Source organism: Streptomyces millisiae, assembly GCF_031845425.1.
In the GTDB taxonomy this organism is placed as follows: domain Bacteria; phylum Actinomycetota; class Actinomycetes; order Streptomycetales; family Streptomycetaceae; genus Streptomyces; species Streptomyces millisiae.
On record NZ_JAVREM010000073.1, the window covers coordinates 14,415 to 32,826 of the forward strand.

An 18,412-nucleotide genomic window follows, 5' to 3' on the forward strand; every position below is an offset into this window, starting at 1 on the left:
CGGCGAGGCCGCTGACGCGGGAAGCGCTGCGCGCGGCGGGACCGCCGACGGGAAGGTCGCTGACGCGGGCCGGAGCGCCTCCGGCGCGGGGGGCGCTGCGCGCGGCGAGACCGCTGCCGCTCATGGCGGAACCGCCTCCGGTGGGGCCGCTGACGCGGCGGCCGGGGCCGACGGCGCTGCCGCCGCGGACGGGGAGGACGCCGGCTCGGGCCGGAGCGCCTCCCGCGCGGGAGCCGGCGACGACGGCGAGCACGTCCCTTCGCGTGCCGCGGAGGCGGGCCCGGAGAGCGACACTTCGCGCCCGGGCGCTCCGGCGGCTGGCGCCGCGTCCGCTGGCGCGGAACGTGCGGACGGAGCTGCCGTCGCGGCTCCCCGCGCGGAGCGCGGTGGCGCGGAGCGCGATCCGCGGGCGGAGCTCGCGGTGCCTGCTGGGGACCGCGCGGAGCGCGGCGGCGGTCCCGCCGCCTCCGGCGGCGAGCGCGGTGGTGGTGGTGCCGCCGCCTCCGGCGGCGCGGGGCGGTTGTTGAAGGGGCGGTACCGGCTGGGGGCCGTCGTCGGGCGGGGCGGGATGGGGACGGTGTGGGAGGCCAGGGACGAGGTTCTCGGCCGCACCGTCGCCGTGAAGGAGCTCCGGCTGCCCGCCGGGGTCGAGGACGCCGAGCGGCGGCGCATGATCACCCGGACCATGCGCGAGGCCAAGGCCATCGCCACCATCCGCAGCCGCGGCGTCGTCACCGTGTTCGACGTCGTGGACGAGGGGGCGCGGCCCTGGATCGTGATGGAGCTGATCGAGGGGCGCTCGCTCGCGGACGTCATCCGGCGGGACGGGCCGATGTCGCCGCGGCGGGCCGCCGAGATCGGGCTTGAGATCCTCGACGTGCTGCGCGCCGCGCACGCGGCCGGCATCCTGCACCGCGACGTGAAGCCGTCCAACGTCCTGGTCTCCGAGGACGACCGCGTCGTCCTCACGGACTTCGGCATCGCCAAGGTGGAGGGCGACCCGTCGATCACCTCGACCGGCATGCTGGTGGGCGCGCCGTCCTACATCTCGCCCGAGCGGGCCCGTGGCGAGGCGCCGGGGCCGCCGGCCGACCTGTGGTCGCTCGGCGCGCTGCTGTACTGCTGCGTGGAGGGCAGGCCGCCGTACGACGAGGGCGGGGCCATCGCCACCCTGGCGGCCGTGATGCACGATCCGGTGGTGCCGCCGAGCAAGGCCGGCCCGCTCACCGAGGTCGTCAACGGGCTGCTGGTCAAGGACCCGGCGCTGCGGATCGACGAGCCGACCGCCCGGGAGATGCTCCAGGAGGCGCTGCGGGCCCCGGAGGGCTCCGACGACCGGACGGTGGTCGTCGGGCTCGCGACGCTCGGCCGCCGCAAGGGTGAGCCGCCGGCGACGGTCGTGGCACCCGCCGTCGCGGGGGGCGACCGGCGGCGGGCGCTGATCGCCGCCGCGGTGGTCGTCGTGCTGCTGGCGGTGCTCGGCACCACGCTCTTCCTGACGCTCGGCGGCGACGACGACACCGACGCGGACGGGCCGGTGCCGACCGACGAGCAGAGCCAGGAGCAGGTCGACGAGCCGTCGGACGAGCCCGCCGACCAGGAGCCGTCGGACGAGCCGGCCGACGAGCCGACCCAGGAGCCGACCCAGGAGCCGGCGGGGGAGGAGGACGAGGCGCCGCCCGGCACCGCGCCCGAGGCCGACCCCGAGGACGACTCGCTGCCCGGAAATCCGGCCGGATACGCGGAAGTCGTGGATCAGGACTTCCGGTTCCGGATATCGTTGCCGCGGGGTTGGGAGCGCGTCGGCATAGCCGGCCAGAACTCGGGCGGCATATACGGCGCGTCGGAGGGTGGGCTGCCCAGGATCCAGATCGACTTCACCGCGAGCCCGGGGGAGGACGCGGAGGCGTCCTGGCGCGACCTCGAGCCCTCGGTCCGAAGGAACAGCACGAACTACGAGCTGCTGAGCATCGAGACGGTGAGCTGGCGGGACTATCCCACCGTCGCCGACTGGCAGTTCGAGCGCACGGAGGACGGCGAGCGGGTCCGGGTGCTGAACCGTGGCTTCCGGGTCGACGACGACCATGGTTACGCGATCATGATCACCTGCGCCGCCGACGCCTGGGACGGGAGCGACTGCGAGACGCTGCGGGAGACGGCGTTCGAGACCTTCCAGCCCCTGGACTGAACACATAAGTGGAGTTGACGGACCGTAGCCGTGGCGCGGCTACGGGACGTATCGTGGAAGACCGGTTGTGCCCGGAGCGCGGCAGCGGTGGGGAGGCATCGTGGACCACTACACAGGGCGGCTGCTCGCCGATCGCTACCGCCTCCCCAGGACGCCCGCGGAGGAGTTCGAGTTCGTCGAGTCCCGGGCCTTCGACACCGCGAGCGGTCAGGAAGTCCTGGTGCGCCAGGTGCCGTTGCCCGAGGTGGTGGACGCCGAGACGCTGGACGAGGACGGCCGGCACGGCGCGGGGCGCGGCCTCGGCGCCGACCGGGCCACCCGGGTTCCCGACGATCCGGTGGTCAGGCGGGCCGTGGAGGCGGCGGCCGCCGCCGCCCAGCTCCCCGACCATCCGCGGCTCGGGCAGGTCTTCGACGTCTTCGTGCAGGGTGAAGGTCTCTGGATCGTCAGCGAGTTACTGCCGGCGAGGTCGCTGGCCGCGGTGCTCGCCGAGGAGCGGCTCGGCCCCTACCGGGCGGCCGAGGTGGCCGCCGACCTGCTGGCCGCGCTGCGGATCGTGCACGCGCACGGCTGGACCCACCGCAACGTCACCGCCCGCACGGTGCTGATCTGCGACGACGGGCGCGCCGTGCTGACCGGCCTGGCGGCCGGGGCGGCGGAGGAAGTGCTGTGCGGGTACGACCCGTTGCCGTCCGGCGTGCCGGAGACGTTCGTGCGGGAGCCGAGGCAGCAGGGCCCGGAGGCCGGCGCCGACTGGGGCACCGGCAGCATCCCCCGGGTGCCGCAGCCGCCGGGGCGGCCCCAGTTGCCGCAGGCTCAGGCGCCGCAGGCGCACCAGCAGTTGCCGCCGCAGCCGCAGCACTGGCAGGGCGCCGAGGGGCCGGCGGTCGATCCGCTGGCCGTCAGCGCGCCGCCGCCCGGCTTCGTGCGGGAGGGCCCGCACGGGCCGGGGCCCGAGGCGTACCGGCGCTGGCAGAACGGCGGGGACACCGGCGAGCGGTCGGCGGCCGACCTGGTGGCCAGGATGCGCGACCAGGGTGGCCGGCCCGAGCGGCGTGACGGGCTGCCGAGCAGTTGGGACTTCGAGGGCGGCGACGGCCGGCCGGCGACGGACCGGGCCGCCCGCAGCGGCGCCATCGCGGCGTACCGCGCCGGCACCCAGGCGGCCGCAGCGCGGCGCTCGGGCACGGGCACGGGCGCGCCCACCGAGGCTTCGGGCGCCGGCGCGCACCCCGGCCAGCCGGCGCGCACCGGCTGGGAGCCGCCGCCGAGGTCGGCGCACCACTCGCAGCAGCTCCCCCAGGTGCGGCTGCCCCAGCAGACTGACCCCGCGGTCGGCGAGCCCGACCGGTACCGGGGGCCGGACAGCGCGCTGGCCGCCGAGCGGGCGCGGCAGGCGCGCATCATGACGGTGGGCGCCGTCACCGAGCGCTGGGCCCCCGAGCAGGCGGGCCCGGTCCACGACCACTGGCGGCTGGCCCCGCCGGTCGGCCCGGCGGCCGACTTCTGGGCCCTCGGCGCCCTGCTCTTCCGCGTGGTGCAGGGTTACCCGCCCTACCCGGAGGACAGCGCGGCCGAGCTGACCCAGGCCGTCTGCGCCGAGCAGCCCGCGTTCGCCGAGGACTGCGGGGCGCTGCGTCCCGTCATCGAGTCGTTGCTCAGGCAGGACCCGACCGAGCGGCCGAGCGCCGAGGAGCTGCGCGGCTGGCTGCGTTCGCTGCTGCGCAGCGCCCCCGAGCCCGAGCTGGGCCGGCGCACGGTCACCGCGCCGCCGCCCGCGCTGGAGCCGGGCCGCCCGGCCGACCCGCGCCGGCTGCCGATCCTGCGGCGGCGCGGCGAGATAGTGGGCCCACGTCGGCGCCCGCGCCAGCGCGGGCAGCGCAGTCCGCGCCGGCTCGGCCGGGCGCTGCTGACCCTCGTGCTGCTCGGCATGGCCGGCGCCGTCGCCTATGTGCTGGCGTTCATGGCCGAGGACCGGGACGCCGGCTCGCCGACCGGCGAGGGCGGGGTGAGCGAGCGCCCGCCCGCCGAGGAGGCGCCACCGGCCGAGGGCGACGAGGAGCCGACCGCGGGCGAGAGCGGGCAGGCCGCCGACGAGGGCGAGCAGGACGACGGCGAGGGCGACAGCGAGCCGTCCACCGCCGAGGGCGACCAGCAGCCGGCGCCCCCGCCCGAGGGCTTCACCGCCGTCGAGGACGAGGCCGGCTTCGCCATCGCCGTGCCCGACGGCTGGGACCGCCAGGGGCTCAACGGCGACGGACAGGTGATCTACGGCGACGGCGGCCTGGAGATCGTGGTGGTCCCCGGCCGGGACGGCACCCAGGAGTTCGGCGACGACCCGATGGACTACCAGCTGACCGCCGAGCCCGAGTTGGCCGTCCAGCGCGCCTACCAGTACGCCACCTCCTCGGGCCTGATCGAGACCCGGGTGGGCAACGTCCGCATGGCCGACGGCGTGTTCGGCTGGCGCGAGGACGGCACGGACGTGGTCGCGTTCAACCGGGTGCTGCTGGTGGACGGCTCGTACCACGTCGTGCTGGTGCGCGGCCCGGCCGACGAGCGCGACCGGCTCGCCGAGATCGCCGACGTCGCGACCGGCAGCTACCGGGCCGGGTGACCGTCCGACGGCAGAAAGTCGTTACCGACAGGTAGGCAGCCGTCCGCGCCGGCCTTACCCTCCGGCTATGACGACGACCCGGCCGTTCGACACGTCCGATCCGTCCGACGCGCGGGCCCGCGCCGCCCGCCTCGTCACCCCCGAGCTGGTGGCCCGACTGACCCGGGGCGTGCCGGGCAGCGGCCTCGCCGAGGTCCACAGCCCGTTGACCGGCGAGCGGCTGGCCGAGCTGCCGGTCGCCGCCCCGGACGAGGTCGCCGCCGCGTTCGACAGCGCCCGCGCCGCCCAACGTGCCTGGGCCGCGCTTCCCGTCCGGCGGCGGGCCGCCGTCCTGTTGCGCCTGCACGACCTGCTGCTGCGCCGTCAGGACGAGGTGCTGGACCTGATCCAGCTGGAGACCGGCAAGGCCAGGCTGCACGCGCACGAGGAGGTGCAGGCGGTCCTCGCCGTGGCCCGCCACTACGGCCGCACCGCCCCCGGCCACCTGCGGCCCAAGCGGCGCGGCGGCGCCTTCCCGGTGCTCACCCGGGTCCGCGAGCTGCGTCACCCGCGTGGCGTCGTCGGCCACATCTCGCCCTGGAACTACCCGCTCGAACTCTCCGCTGGCGACGCCCTGCCCGCCCTGGTCGCCGGCAACGCGGTGGTGATGAAGCCCGACACCCGGACCGCGCTGACCGCCCTGTGGGCGCGCCGGCTGCTCATCGAGGCCGGGCTGCCGGCCGACGTCTGGCAGGTGGTGCTCGGCGACGGGCCGGTCGTCGGCCCGCAGCTGGTGCGGCACGCCGACTATGTGACGTTCACCGGCTCCACCCGCACCGGCCGCGAGGTCGCCCAGGGCGCGGCGGCCCGGCTGATCGGCGCCAGCCTCGAACTCGGCGGCAAGAACGCCATGCTGGTGCTGGCCGACGCCCACCTGGACCGGGCGGTGGCCGGCGCGGTGCGCGGCTGCTTCTCGTCCGCCGGCCAACTGTGCGTCTCCGTTGAGCGGTTGTACGTGCACGAGCGGATCGCCGAGGAGTTCCTGCGGCGGTTCACGGCGGCCACCGCCGCGCTGCGGCTCGGCGCCGCCCTCGACTACGGCACGGACGTCGGCTCGCTCGCCTCCCAGGCCCAACTGGACGCCGTCACCCGGCACGTGGCGGACGCGGTGGCGCACGGCGCGACCGTGCTCGCCGGCGGCCGGGCCCGGCCCGACCTCGGCCCCTACTTCTACGAACCCACCATCCTCGACGGCGTCACACCCGAGATGCGGGTGTGCGGCGAGGAGACCTTCGGCCCCGTCGTCTCGGTCTACCGCTTCACCGACGAGGACGAGGCGGTCGACCGCGCCAACGCCACCTCCTACGGCCTCAACTCCAGCGTCTGGTCGCGCGACGCCCGCCGCGCCAGGCGGCTCGCCGCCCGGCTGCGCACCGGCACCGTCAACATCAACGAGGCCTACGCGGCCGCCTACGGCAGCGTCGGCGCCCCGATGGGCGGCATGGGCGACTCGGGGCTCGGGCGGCGGCACGGCGCCGAGGGGATCCTCAGGTTCACCGAGGCGCAGACCGTGGCCGAGCAGCGGCTGCTGCCCATGGCCCCCTCGTTGGGCCTCGACGACCGGGGCTACGCGGCCTTCGTCAGCCGCTCGCTGCGGGCCATGAAGGCGCTCCGACTCCGCTGAGGCGACTCCCGACTCCGCCCAGGCGAAGGGGCCCCGGCCATCCCGGCCGGGGCCCCTTCTGGTCAGCACGGGCGACAGGGCGGCGCCCGGTGCTGTGCGGCAGTGCCCGGGGGGTAGACACCGCTGCCGTTGGTCGGACCATTGGAGGGGGGTACGCCTGATCCGCCAACTCGTCTTCGGTTCTCCTTGCATCGTGCGGGATGGAGAGCCGATCCCGCAAGAGCACGGCGGCCGGTCCCCGGCGTCCCGGGAACCGGCCGCCCGAGGTCGTGACCGGCCTGCTGTCCCCTGCCGTCCGGCCACCGCACCGGAGCGAGGTCCCACGACCCACCCACCCTCGCCACACCGCGGAGGGCCGGTGCGTCTCTTCGCCCCGGGGACACTGCCTTCAACGAAGCCGCCGCGGCGCCGGTCACGCTCCGTACGGGTGACTCGCCGCGCAGGGGTTCAGACCCACGGTCCGGCGGACGGCCGGAGCACGGCCCCGACCGGGTCACCTAGACTCGATGCCACACCCCGAACACCACCGCCGGAAGGCACCCCGTGCCGGACGGAGAGAAAGGCGCAGCTTCGTGGCACACGTGGCAGACACGGCCGCCCCCGACACGACCTCCCCCGACCCGGACGTGGTCCTCGTCGTCGACTTCGGCGCCCAGTACGCCCAGCTCATCGCCCGCCGGGTGCGCGAGGCACGCGTCTACAGCGAGATCGTCCCGTCCACCATGCCAGTGGCCGAGATGCTGGCCCGCGGGCCGCGCGCGATCATCCTCTCCGGCGGCCCGTCCTCCGTCTACGCGGACGACGCCCCCGGCATCGACCCGGCGCTCTTCCAGGCCGGCGTCCCCGTCTTCGGCATCTGCTACGGCTTCCAGCTGATGGCCCAGGCCCTCGGCGGCACCGTCGACAACACCGGCGCCCGCGAGTACGGGCGCACCGTGCTCAGCGTCTCCCGGCCGTCCTCCACCCTCTTCGAGGGCACCCCGGCCGAGCAGCAGGCGTGGATGTCGCACGGCGACGCCTGCTCCGCCGCCCCGGCCGGCTTCACCGTCACCGCCACGACGGACACCGTCCCGGTCGCCGCCTTCGAGGACGACGAGCGGCGGCTCTACGGCGTCCAGCACCACCCCGAGGTGCTGCACTCCACCTACGGCCAGCAGGTGCTCGAACACTTCCTCTACCGGGGCGCCGGGCTCACCCCCACCTGGACCACCGGGTCCATCGTGGAGGAGCAGGTCGCCGCGATCCGCGCCCAGGTCGGGGAGAAGCGGGCGATCTGCGCGCTCTCCGGCGGCGTGGACTCGGCGGTGGCGGCCGCCCTGGTCAACCGGGCCATCGGATCCCAGCTGACCTGCGTCTACGTCGACCACGGCCTGATGCGCAAGGGCGAGACCGAGCAGGTCGAGAAGGACTTCGTGGCCTCGACCGGCGTCAAGCTGGTGGTGGTGGACGCGGCGGAGCGCTTCCTGGCCGCGCTGGCCGGGGTCTCCGACCCGGAGCAGAAGCGGAAGATCATCGGGCGCGAGTTCATCCGGGTCTTCGAGCAGGCCCAGGCCGAGCTGGTCGCCGAGGCGGGCGCGGCCGGCGAGGACGTGGCGTTCCTCGTCCAGGGCACCCTCTACCCGGACGTGGTGGAGTCCGGCGGCGGCACCGGCACCGCCAACATCAAGTCCCACCACAACGTCGGCGGCCTCCCCGAGGACCTGGAGTTCGAGCTGGTCGAGCCGCTGCGCAAGCTCTTCAAGGACGAGGTGCGGATGGTCGGGCAGGAGCTCGGCCTGCCCGAGGAGATCGTCCACCGCCAGCCGTTCCCCGGCCCCGGGCTCGCCATCCGCATCGTCGGCGAGATCACCCCCGAGCGCCTGGAGATCCTGCGCGAGGCCGACGCCATCGTCCGCGAGGAGCTGACCGCGGCCGGCCTCGACCGCGACATCTGGCAGTGCCCGGTCGTCCTGCTGGCCGACGTCCGCAGCGTCGGCGTCCAGGGCGACGGCCGCACCTACGGTCACCCGATCGTGCTGCGCCCCGTCTCCTCCGAGGACGCGATGACGGCCGACTGGTCCCGCCTCCCCTACGACCTGCTGGCCAGGATCTCCAACCGCATCACCAACGAGGTGCGCGACGTCAACCGGGTCACGCTGGACATCACCAGCAAGCCGCCCGGCACCATCGAGTGGGAGTAGCCTCGCCCGGCGGCCGGCCGGCCGCCGGCTAGCAGGGCCCCGCCCCCGGGCGCACCATGGAGGGGTGGCATCCGACGAGGCGCGGCCCGAGCCGGAGCCCGGGCTCGGGTTCACCCCGAGGGGCAGCCCCGGGCCGCTGGAGGTGGCGAACGCCGCCACCGTCGTGATCGGCCCGGGCGGCACGGTCCTGGGCTGGACGCGCGCGGCCGAGGAGCTGCTCGGCTATCCGGCGGCCGAGGTGGTGGGGCGCCCCGCCGCCATGCTGCTGACCGCGCCCGGCGACCGGGTCCGGGCGGCGGCCGTGGCCCGCCGCTGCCGCACGGGCGCCGGCTGGGCCGGCTCGGCGACCGTCCGCACCCGGGACGGGCGACACGTCGAGGCCCAGCTGCGGGTCTCCCCACCCTTCTCGCTGGACGGGCGGGAGTGCTTCCTCGTCTCCGCGGGCGAGCAGCAGCCGTCCCAGGCCGTCAGCGGGTCGCTGCTCGAAGGGCTCCTCACGAGGTCCCCGATCGGCATGGCCGTGATGGACACCGACCTGCGCTACGTGTGGATGAACGACACCCTGGAGCGCGCCGGCGGCGTGCCGCGCGAGCAGCGTCTCGGGCGCCGGCTGAGCGAGCTGCTGCCCGGCCTGGACGCCGAGCGGCTCGAAGGACTGATGCGGGAGGTGCGGGACACCGGCACCCCGGTGATCGACCACGAGTACACGGGGTGGAGCTGGGCCGACCCGCAGCGCCGGCACGCCTACTCCACCTCCTTCTTCCCGCTCGTCGACGACGAGGACCGGGTGAACGGCGTGTGCTACCTGGTCATGGACGTCACCGACCGGTGGGAGGCCCGGGAGCGTCTGGCGTTGATCACCGAGGCCAGCGGGCGCATCGGCAGCACGCTGAACATCGACCGCACGGCGCAGGAGCTGGCCGACATCGCCGTGCCGCGCCTCGCGGACTTCGCCGCCGTCGACCTGCTGGAGCCGGTGCTGCACGGCGACGAGCCGGCCGTGCAGCCCGTCGACACCAGGCCCCTGATGCGGCGCTGCGGGCTGCGGTCGGTGCGCGAGGGGGCTCCGGAGGCGGTCGACCGGCTCGGGGAGCGCGTCGGCTTCCTGCCGCCGCACCGCGACAGCCGGTACCTCGTCGAGGGCGACGCCATGCTGATCCCCTCGCTCGACCCCGACGAGGAGACCTGGGCGCACGACTACCCGGAGCGGGCGCGGACGATGCGCGAGTTCGGACTGCACTCGCTGCTCGTCGTCCCGCTGCGGGCCCGCGGCGTGGTGCTCGGGCAGGCGATCTTCCTCCGCTCGCGCAACCCCGCGCCCTTCGTTCCCGACGACCTGCTGCTCGCCCGCGAGCTGGTGGACCGGGCGGCGGTGTGCGTGGACAACGCCCGCCGCTACAGCCGGGAGCGGGCCGCCGCGCTCGCCCTGCAACGCAGCCTGCTGCCGAGCCAGTTGACCGGCGGGATCGCGCTCGACGTGACGTCCAGGTACCTGCCGGCGCAGGTGCGCGAGGGCGGCGGGGGCGTGGGCGGCGACTGGTACGACGTGATCCCGCTCTCCGGCGCCAGGGCGGCCCTGGTCGTCGGCGACGTGGTGGGCCACGGCGTCACCGCGGCCGTGACGATGGGCCGGCTGCGGACGGCGGTGCGCACCCTCGCCGACATGGAGCTGCCGCCGGAGGAGCTGCTGGCCCACCTCGACGACTGGGCGATCCGGGTCATCGAGGAGGAGGCGGGCGACCAGGCCGCCGCCGCGACCGTGCTGGGCGCCACCTGCCTGTACGCCGTCTACGACCCGATCACGCGGCGGTGCACGATGGCCCGGGCCGGCCACCCCCCACCCGCGATCGTCACCCCCGACGGCGACGTCACCTTCCCCGAACTCCCGGCCGGGCCCCCGCTGGGCCTCGGCGGGCTGCCCTTCGAACCGGCCGATCTCGAACTTCCCGAGGGGAGCCTGATCGCGCTCTACAGCGACGGGCTCGTCGAGTCCCCCGACCAGGACATCGACGCCGGGATGGCCCGGCTCGGGCGGGTCCTGGCCCGGTCGGGCCGCTCGCTCGACGAGCTGTGCACGGCGGCGACCGAGAGCCTGGGCCCCGGACCGCCCTACGACGACGTCACCCTGCTGCTGGCCCGCACCCACGCGCTGACCGCCGAGCGGGTCGCCACCTTCGAGTTCCCGCCGGATCCGGCCGAGGTGGCCCAGGCCCGGGCGAAGACCGGGGAGCAGCTGGCGCGCTGGGGCCTCGGGGACCTCGCCATGACGGCGGAGCTGCTGGTCAGCGAGCTGGTCACCAACGCCATCCGGTACTCGAGCGGCCCGGTCAGGCTCCGGCTTATCCGGCAGTCAGTGCTCACCTGCGAGGTGGCGGACGCCAGCAGCACCTCGCCGCGGCTGCGGCACCCGAGGACCCTGGACGAGGGCGGTCGCGGCCTGTTCCTGGTCGCCCAGCTCGCCCGCCGCTGGGGCACGCGCTACGTCGCTGACGGGAAGATCATCTGGGCCGAACTCGACGTCCGCCAGGCGCCGGCGGGCGACCACCGCGCCACCCGCGAGGCGCTCGCGGCCTGAGCACGCTCAGACCAGGCGGCGGGCCGTGGCCCAGCGGGTCAGCTCGTGGCGGTTGGAGAGCTGGAGCTTGCGGAGGACCGCCGAGACGTGGCTCTCGACCGTCTTCACCGAGATGAACAGCTCCTTGCCGACCTCCTTGTACGCGTAGCCGCGGGCGATCAGGCGCAGCACCTCGCGTTCGCGCTGGGTGAGGCGGTCCAGGTCCTCGTCGACCGGGGTGGTGTCGGAGGAGGCGAAGGCGTCGAGCACGAAGCCGGCCAGGCGCGGGGAGAACACCGCGTCCCCGTCCGAGACGCGGAAGATGGCGTCGATCAGGTCGGCGCCGGTGATGGTCTTGGTGACGTAGCCGCGGGCACCGCCGCGGATGACGCCGATCACGTCCTCCGCGGCGTCGGAGACCGACAGCGCGAGGAAGCGGATCGGGCGGTCGGCGGCCGAGGTGAGGGAGGCGCAGCGGCGCAGCACCTCCACCCCGCCGCCGCCCGGCAGGTGGACGTCGAGCAGGACCACGTCGGGGCGGGCGGCCTTGATGACGGTGGCCGCCTGGTCGGCGTCGCCGGCCTCGCCCACCACCTCGACGCCGGTCTCGGCGGTCTCGCCGATCTCGGCCCGCACCCCGGCGCGGAACATGCGGTGGTCGTCGACGAGGACCACTCTGGCGTGCCTGTCCACAGTCATTCCGTTCGCTCCATCGTCAGCTCTACCTCCGTGCCCTCGCCCGGCGTCGACCGCACCCTGGCCGTGCCGCCGTGGCGCCGCATCCGGCCGATGATGGACTCGCGCACGCCCATCCGGTCCGCCGGCACCGTCTCCGGGTCGAAGCCGGGGCCGCGGTCGCGGACCGACACGAAGACCGTGCGCCCCTCCACCTCGGCGAAGACCCGCACCGGGCCGCCGTCGCCACCGTACTTGGCCGCGTTCACCATCGCCTCACGGGCCGCCTGGAGCAGCGCCCCCAGCGGCTCGTCCACCGGGCAGTCGCCCACGCACACCACCTCGATCGGCACCCCGTGGTGGTCCTCGACCTCCGCCACGGTCGCGCGCACGGCCTCGGCGAGGGTGCGCGGCTCGTCGTCTGGCTCCTCGGCGCTCGGCGGCTCCGCCGACTTGTAGAGCCAGGCGCGCAGTTCACGCTCCTGGGCCCGCGCCAGCCTGGCCACCTCGCGCGAGTTCTCCGCGTTGCGCTGGATCAGGGTGAGGGTGTGCAGCACCGAGTCGTGCACGTGCGCGGCGACCTCGGCCCGCTCCTGGGCCCTGATCCGCATCGTCCGCTCCTCGGACAACTCCTGCACCACCCGCACCAGGTAGGGGCCGACCAGCAGCGCGACACCCACCACCATCGCCACCGACGCCTGCGCCGCCACGCTCAGGCTCTCCGCCGACTCCGGGCCCTGGCCGACCACGAAGCCCGCGACGCCGCCGATCACCAGCGCCGCGCCGGCCGCGCCGCGCACCAGCGGCAGCCAGCGGCTGCGTTTGGTCGCCGCCGCCCAGCGGGCCCGGCGCGAGTTGTCCGCCTGCCGCCACACCACGGCGGCGCCGGTGGCGATCACCAGCAGCGGCCACAGGTAGCGGGCCGAGATCGGCACCTGGATGTTGACGCCGAGCACCGACAGCGCGCAGACCATCATCAGGAACGCGGCCAGCTGCCGCTTCTCCGGACGGTGCGGGCGGTGCAGCCTGGCCAGGCCCCGGCGGATGACCGGCTCGGGGGCGGCGGCCGGCCGCTCGGGCACGCCGAGCGGCACCACGAACCAGAACAGCCCGTAGAGCACCACGCCGAGGCCGTTCGCCATGGCCAGCACGAAGAACGCGAGACGCAGCCAGGACGCCGGCAGCCCCACGTGCCCGGCCAGGCCGCGCGCGACGCCGCCGAGCCAGCGGCCGTCCACGCTGCGGTACAGCTTGCGCAGGGGCGGCTCCTCGGGCCCCTGGCCGAGGCCGGGGGCGGCCGGCCGGGCGGCGGCTGGCGCCGCGGGGGGCGCCGACGGTGGTGCGGCGGTCATGCCACCGATCGTCACATGCCGGAGGGCCGCCTGGCATCAGGGTGTACCCGCACGATTCCCCGCGGCCGCTTCAGGGGCGCCTCGGGGGCGCCCCGGATTCCGTCGCGGCCCGCCGCCCGCCACCATGGAGACCATGACAGAGCACGTGGCGGCGCCGCCGACGCCGCCGGAGGAGAGCCTGGCCCGCAGCCGCCGCCACAAGGTCGTCGGCGGGGTCTGCGGCGGGCTCGGCCGGTACTTCAACCTCGACCCGGTGATCTTCCGGGTGCCCGTCGCCCTGCTCTCGGTCGTCGGCGGCGTCGGCCTCATCGCCTACGGGCTGGCCTGGCTGCTCATCCCGTTCGAGCGGGAGGAGGAGAACGAGGGCCGCCGGCTGCTGTCCGGACGCGTCGAGGGCCCCGGGCTCACCGCCCTGCTCTTCATCGTCGCCGGCTGCGGGCTGCTGCTCGCCACCATCGGCGACGGCGGCGGCGTCGCGTGGTTCTCCGTGCTGGTCTTCGGCGCCCTGGCCGGCGCCGCCTCCTGGTCGCGGCGGCGCGGCGAGCAGGCCGTCGCCATGAGCCCGCGCGGGGTCGCCGAGGTCGTCGCCGAGGCGCCGCCCGAGGCGCAGGCCCCGCCCGCGCCGCCCGGCCCCTCCTGGTGGCAGGGCACGGCCGAGCGGTCCACCGGCTACCTGTGGGGCCCGGCCGACGCCAAGCCGGGCGACTACCAGCCGACCCCCGTCCCCGGCGCCCGCCGGCCCATGGAGGGCTGGCCGCCGGTCCAGCCGCCGGCCAGGCGGCGCGAATGGCCGTTCAGCGCGCTGGTGCTGCTGCTCGCCCTCGTCGCCTGCGGGTCGGGCACCGCGCTCGCCTGGAGCAGCGAGCCGCTGGGCGCCGCCCTCGCCGTCGGCCTCGCCTGCGCCCTCGCGGTGCTCGGCACCGGGATGGTGTTCAGCGCCTTCCGCGGCCGACTCGGCGCCGGCACGGTGGCCTCGGTCATCGTCACCAGCGTGCTGCTCGGCGCCGCCTCGGTGCTGCCGGACAACATCACCACCAGCGTCACCACCCCCACCTGGCGGGTGGCCTCGGCCGACCAGCTGCGGTCCGCGTACGTGGTGGGCAGCGCCGACGCCCGCCTCGACCTGACGGCCCTCGACGTGCCGGCGGGCGAACGCGTCAGCACCCGGGTCGAGGGGGGAGCCGGGCAGATCACCGTCCTGGTGCCGGCCGACGTCACCGTGGTGGTGCGCGCCGACGTCACCGTGGGCGCCTTCACCTACCAGCCGCTCAAGGACGAGGGCAGCCCGGCCGTCAGGATCGACGACGTCGACGGCGGCATCGACGTGCACGGCAGCCACACCTACCCGCCAGAGCACGGCGTCGAGGCCGGCGGAACCGTCGAGCTCGACCTGGAACTCGGCGTCGGCCACGCGACCGTCAGGCGCGCGGCGGCCACGAGTGAGACGACCGAGGGGAGCAACCCGTGATCGACCGCCACCGCTTCGAACCGGCCAGGCTGGTGCTCGGCCTCGGGCTGCTCGCCGTCGCCGCCGTCCACCTGGAGCGGGCCCTCGGCGACGACGACTTCCTGCCGCTGCCGGTGCTGCTCGCCCTGCCCGGCGTCGTGCTGCTGACCGCCACCGTGGTCGCGATCGCCACCTACACGGTGCGGAGCACGCGGCGCGGGCGGCCCGAGATCGAGGAGCCGGCCGGTGCTCCGCCGACGGAGGAGCCGGTCAGTCCGCGACGGTGATCGGGTACGCGCCGGACTCGGTGCCGGCGGCGGTGATCACCCGCACGTCCACCCGGCCCGCGTCCACCTCGGCCGGCACCGGCACCGTGAGCCGGGTGTCCGAAGGACAGCTGAACCCGCCCGCCACCGGCACCAGCGGCACCGGCACGTGCACCCCGCCGATCCGCACCACCGTCTCCGCGAGCCGGTCGGCCGACTCGGCGCCCGCCGGCACGAATCCGGAGCCACGGATCTCCAGCTCGTCGCCGTGCCTGATCGGCGCGTGCAGCTCGCCCGGCTCCCGCACCCGCACGATCGACTGGATCACCGGGCGGCCGCCCTCGGTGTACTTCGCCGCCAGGTAGGTCAGCGCCGACACCGCGACCAGCAGCGCCACCGCCCACGGCAGGTCGGGCAGCTCGTCGGGGTGGCGGGCGAGCCGGGTCGCGGCCAGCGCCAGCGCCGCCGCGTTCACCAGCACGTACTGCGCGTCGGGGAAGCTGCCGCGGCGGCCGTCGTCCGTCAGCAGGTCGGTGGCGCGCGGCCGGGCCGCCCGCACCTTCTGCATCCGGAAGCCGCGCACCCGGGTCGCCACCGTGTGCCGCACCCACACCGTCACCGCGCAGGAGAGCGCCACGGCCGTCAACAGGCCGCCGCCGTGCGCCAGGTCGAAGCCGCCGAGCAGCGCCGCGCGCCGCTCGGCGTCGGCCGTCCCGGCCAGCGTGATCGCCAGCACCAGCACCGCGTAGCCGGCGAGCAGCAGCCAGGCCGCGGACACCGCGCGGGACGTCGAGAGCCGGTTGTCCTCCCCGACCAGCGGGGCGAGCACCCCGCCCCTGGCCCGGTGCAGCCAGGCCGTCAGCGCCAGCGGGACCGCGAGCAGCACGGCCGCCAGCAGACCCGCCGTCCGGGACAGCGTCCAGCCGGTGCCCACCGCCGTCAGGGCCTGGCCGAGCAGCAGCGCGACCACCGCCGAGCAGATCACCGTGACGCTGCGCACCGCCGTGCGCGCGAGCCAGACCGAACCGGCGAGCCTGGCGCGCTCCGAGACCTCCCGGGCCGAACGCGTCAACTCGTCCGATATCCACTGCCTGGTGGCCTCCGGCGAGTACGCCACGGCCTCGGGTATCCCGGTGCCCGCCGCCAGGTCGTCCCGGCGGCGGCGGAACGCCTCCACCGCCCGCCGGTACCCGGGGCCGGCACCCACCGGGCAGTCGCCGCAGACGCAGTCGCTCGCGTGCGCGGTTGCCGGTGCGGCGCTGCCGCGGGACGCCTCGACGGCCACTGTGTGCTCCCCCTGCCCTACGCCACTCACCTGGCGGCACCGACCTCGGAGCCCCTCAGCCTAGCCGGGCCCCGGCCCGGCCTCAGCCGGGCCTGGTGGCGGCCACCAACGGCATCGAGTCGACCGGGGCCAGCCGGACCGGCGTGCCGGGGCGCGAGGCGTGGATGATCTGCCCCTCGCCGACGTACATCCCGACGTGGCTCAGGCCCGAGTAGTAGAAGACCAGGTCGCCCGGGCGCAGCGCGTCACGCGAGACGCGGGTGCCGGCGTCGGCCTGGCTGTAGCTGGTGCGCGGCAGCGAGACGCCGGCGGCGCGCCAGGCGGCCTGGGTGAGGCCCGAGCAGTCGAACGCGTCGGGCCCGGTCGCGCCCCAGCCGTACGGCTTGCCGAGCTGCGCGTAGGCGAACGCCACGGCCGCCGCGGCGCGCCGGCTGGGCGCTTCGGGGAGAGTGGCGGGGGCCTGGCTGGCGGCGGCCGCGCGGGGGGCGCCGGACTCCTCGGCCAGCGCGGCGGCGCGCTCGCTCTCGCTGAGCGTGGCGAGCAGCCGCTCGGCCTCGGCCAGCCGCGACTCCACCCGCTCGCGCTGGTCACGGGCCGCGTGCTCGGCCTCCGCCAGGGCGGCGGCCTGCTCCTCGGCCTCGGCGCGCAGCCGCTCCACGTCGCGCAGCCGGTCCTGGACGCCGACCAGCGCCCGCGCCTGCCGGTCGCCGCTGCGGTCGAGCTGGGCGGCGCGGACCAGGTACTCGTCGGGGTCACTGGAGAGCGCCAGCTGCACGGCGGCCGGCAGCCCGGCGGCCCGGTACTCGGCGCTGGCCTGCGAACCGAGCGCGTCCCTGGCGCGGTTGAGCTCGGCGGTGCGGCGCGCCGCCTCCTCGGTGAGCCGGTCGAGCTCGCGGCGCGCCTCGCCGGCCGCCTCGGTGGCGGCGTTGTACTCCTCGGTGGCCACCTCGGCCTCGTGGTGCAGCGCGTCCACCCGCTCCCTGACCTCGGCCGTCGAGGCCTGCGGGTCGGCCAGCGCGACCCCGCCGAGCGCGCTGGCCGCGCCGGCGAGCGTGAGGGTGGTGGCGGCGGTGCGGATGGGTTTTCGGTACACCGAGGCGGCGGAAGGACGCCAGAGTCTCCTGCGATGGTGGGCCATGGCCCAGGACGCTAAACCTCGCCGTGGGCTCCACCGGCCATACGACCGGGATTGATGGCAATCACCTGGATTCCCCTGAATGGCGGCGGGAGTTGAACAGGCGAGTGATCGGACGGTTTCGCAGCGTGTGCGGAATTGATCGTCAGCCCTGGGCGGCGTCGGCCGCCGCCTCGATCGCGGTCCGGAACGCGTCCAGCGGCTGCGCCCCCTGCAGCGGCTGCCCGTTGACGAGGAACGAGGGAGTGGCGCTCACCCCCAGGCTCAGCGCCTCGTTGGTGTCCCGGGTCATCGTCTCGGTCGCCGCCTCGGACTCCATGTCCGCGAGGAACCGGTCGACGTCCGCGACACCGGCCCGCTCGGCCAGCTCCGGCAGCCGCTCCTCGCTGAACCGGCCGTCGTTCTGGTGGAACTCCTCGTCGAGGGCGACCTCGTAGAACTCCCAGAACCTGCCCTGCTGCCCCGCCGCCCACGACGCCCGCGCGGCGGCGTCCGACTCGGGGCCGTTGATCGGGAACTGCCGGAACTCGATGCGGAGCACGCCCGAGTCCACGAACTCCCGGACCAGGTCGTCGTGGGCGTCGCGGGCGTGGACTCCGTCGAAGGCGCTCTGGAAGTCCGTGTACTGCAGCATCACGACGGGCGCGTCGACATCGCCGAGCGCGTACGGGTCGTCGGCGTCGCGCCGCTCCAACGACTCGGCCGGATTGCCCTGATCGCCCTGGGGTGCGGTCGGCGACTCCCCCTGCGTGGGGCTGCCGCCGCCTCCGCCGCCTCCGCCGAGGGCGGAGACCGCGCCCACGACCAGCGCGCACACCAGCAGCGCGGCGAGCGCGACCACGCCGAACCGCACCGGGGCGGGGCGCGAACGCCTGGCCGGCGTGGGCCTGGCGACGGCCTTGGCCTTGCTGTTCTTCGGCTTCCTGCTGCGGGAGACGGGCATGGGCCCCAGCGTAAGCGCTGCCGCTTCGGGCGTGACGGGCCGCTGTGGTGGGAGCGCGGGGGTGGGTGTGTTCGGGGGCCGTTGTGGAGTTTCCCCCACCCACCCGC

Annotated in this window: 12 protein-coding genes; 7 read left to right on the forward strand and 5 right to left on the reverse strand. The window is 75.6% G+C overall.

Features of this window, described 5'->3' with window-relative positions; all coding sequences use genetic code 11:
- Nucleotides 1–421: 421 nt before the first annotated feature.
- The 5 genes from RNC47_RS31170 to RNC47_RS31190 all read left to right on the forward strand — a co-directional run bounded on the left by RNC47_RS31170 (nt 422) and on the right by RNC47_RS31190 (nt 11,223).
- The gene (locus RNC47_RS31170) at nt 422–2,188 is read left to right on the forward strand and encodes a protein kinase domain-containing protein (RefSeq protein ID WP_311603604.1); all 1,767 of its coding nucleotides are present in this window, start codon (nt 422–424) and stop codon (nt 2,186–2,188) included.
- A gap of 100 nt (nt 2,189–2,288) precedes the next feature.
- A complete protein-coding gene (locus tag RNC47_RS31175; protein ID WP_311603606.1) occupies nt 2,289–4,805 on the forward strand; it encodes a protein kinase in 2,517 nt (838 codons plus the stop codon).
- A 67-nt stretch (nt 4,806–4,872) separates the two neighbouring features.
- Complete coding sequence (locus tag RNC47_RS31180) at nt 4,873–6,468, forward strand: succinic semialdehyde dehydrogenase (protein ID WP_311603608.1); 1,596 nt, start codon at nt 4,873–4,875, stop codon at nt 6,466–6,468.
- Between the two features lie 581 nt (nt 6,469–7,049).
- Nucleotides 7,050–8,648: a glutamine-hydrolyzing GMP synthase gene (guaA, locus tag RNC47_RS31185; RefSeq protein WP_311603622.1), complete on the forward strand. Its 1,599-nt coding sequence runs from the start codon at nt 7,050–7,052 to the stop codon at nt 8,646–8,648.
- Nucleotides 8,649–8,712: 64 nt separating this feature from the next.
- The gene (locus tag RNC47_RS31190) at nt 8,713–11,223 is read left to right on the forward strand and encodes a SpoIIE family protein phosphatase (RefSeq protein ID WP_394814921.1); all 2,511 of its coding nucleotides are present in this window, start codon (nt 8,713–8,715) and stop codon (nt 11,221–11,223) included.
- A gap of 6 nt (nt 11,224–11,229) precedes the next feature.
- Here RNC47_RS31190 and RNC47_RS31195 read toward each other — a convergent pair whose 3' ends face one another.
- Together RNC47_RS31195 and RNC47_RS31200 are read right to left on the reverse strand one after the other, a co-directional pair.
- Nucleotides 11,230–11,901: a response regulator transcription factor gene (locus tag RNC47_RS31195; RefSeq protein ID WP_311603610.1), complete on the reverse strand. Its 672-nt coding sequence runs from the start codon at nt 11,899–11,901 to the stop codon at nt 11,230–11,232.
- Nucleotides 11,898–13,229 (reverse strand): PspC domain-containing protein, encoded by a 1,332-nt coding sequence (locus RNC47_RS31200; RefSeq protein WP_311603612.1) that lies wholly within the window; start codon nt 13,227–13,229, stop codon nt 11,898–11,900. Before RNC47_RS31200 ends, RNC47_RS31195 begins: the two co-directional genes overlap by 4 nt.
- Before the next feature lie 133 nt (nt 13,230–13,362).
- Here RNC47_RS31200 and RNC47_RS31205 point away from each other — a divergent pair, with 133 nt between their 5' ends.
- On the forward strand, nt 13,363–14,697 hold the full coding sequence (locus RNC47_RS31205; RefSeq protein ID WP_311603613.1) for a PspC domain-containing protein: 1,335 nt from the start codon (nt 13,363–13,365) through the stop codon (nt 14,695–14,697).
- On the forward strand, nt 14,694–14,963 hold the full coding sequence (locus RNC47_RS31210; RefSeq protein ID WP_311603614.1) for a hypothetical protein: 270 nt from the start codon (nt 14,694–14,696) through the stop codon (nt 14,961–14,963). The genes RNC47_RS31205 and RNC47_RS31210 overlap by 4 nt, the downstream gene beginning before the upstream one ends.
- On the opposite strand, the gene RNC47_RS31215 is transcribed toward RNC47_RS31210, so the two are convergent.
- From RNC47_RS31215 to RNC47_RS31225, 3 genes are all read right to left on the reverse strand, one after another.
- A complete protein-coding gene (locus RNC47_RS31215) occupies nt 14,947–16,227 on the reverse strand; it encodes a hypothetical protein (protein ID WP_311603616.1) in 1,281 nt (426 codons plus the stop codon). The genes RNC47_RS31210 and RNC47_RS31215 overlap by 17 nt on opposite strands.
- A gap of 82 nt (nt 16,228–16,309) precedes the next feature.
- Nucleotides 16,310–17,365 carry a C40 family peptidase gene (locus RNC47_RS31220; RefSeq protein WP_394814922.1) on the reverse strand — a complete coding sequence of 352 codons (1,056 nt, stop codon included), beginning with the start codon at nt 17,363–17,365 and terminating at the stop codon, nt 16,310–16,312.
- Nucleotides 17,366–17,507: 142 nt separating this feature from the next.
- On the reverse strand, nt 17,508–18,305 hold the full coding sequence (locus tag RNC47_RS31225; protein ID WP_311603620.1) for a DsbA family protein: 798 nt from the start codon (nt 18,303–18,305) through the stop codon (nt 17,508–17,510).
- Nucleotides 18,306–18,412: the final 107 nt, after the last annotated feature.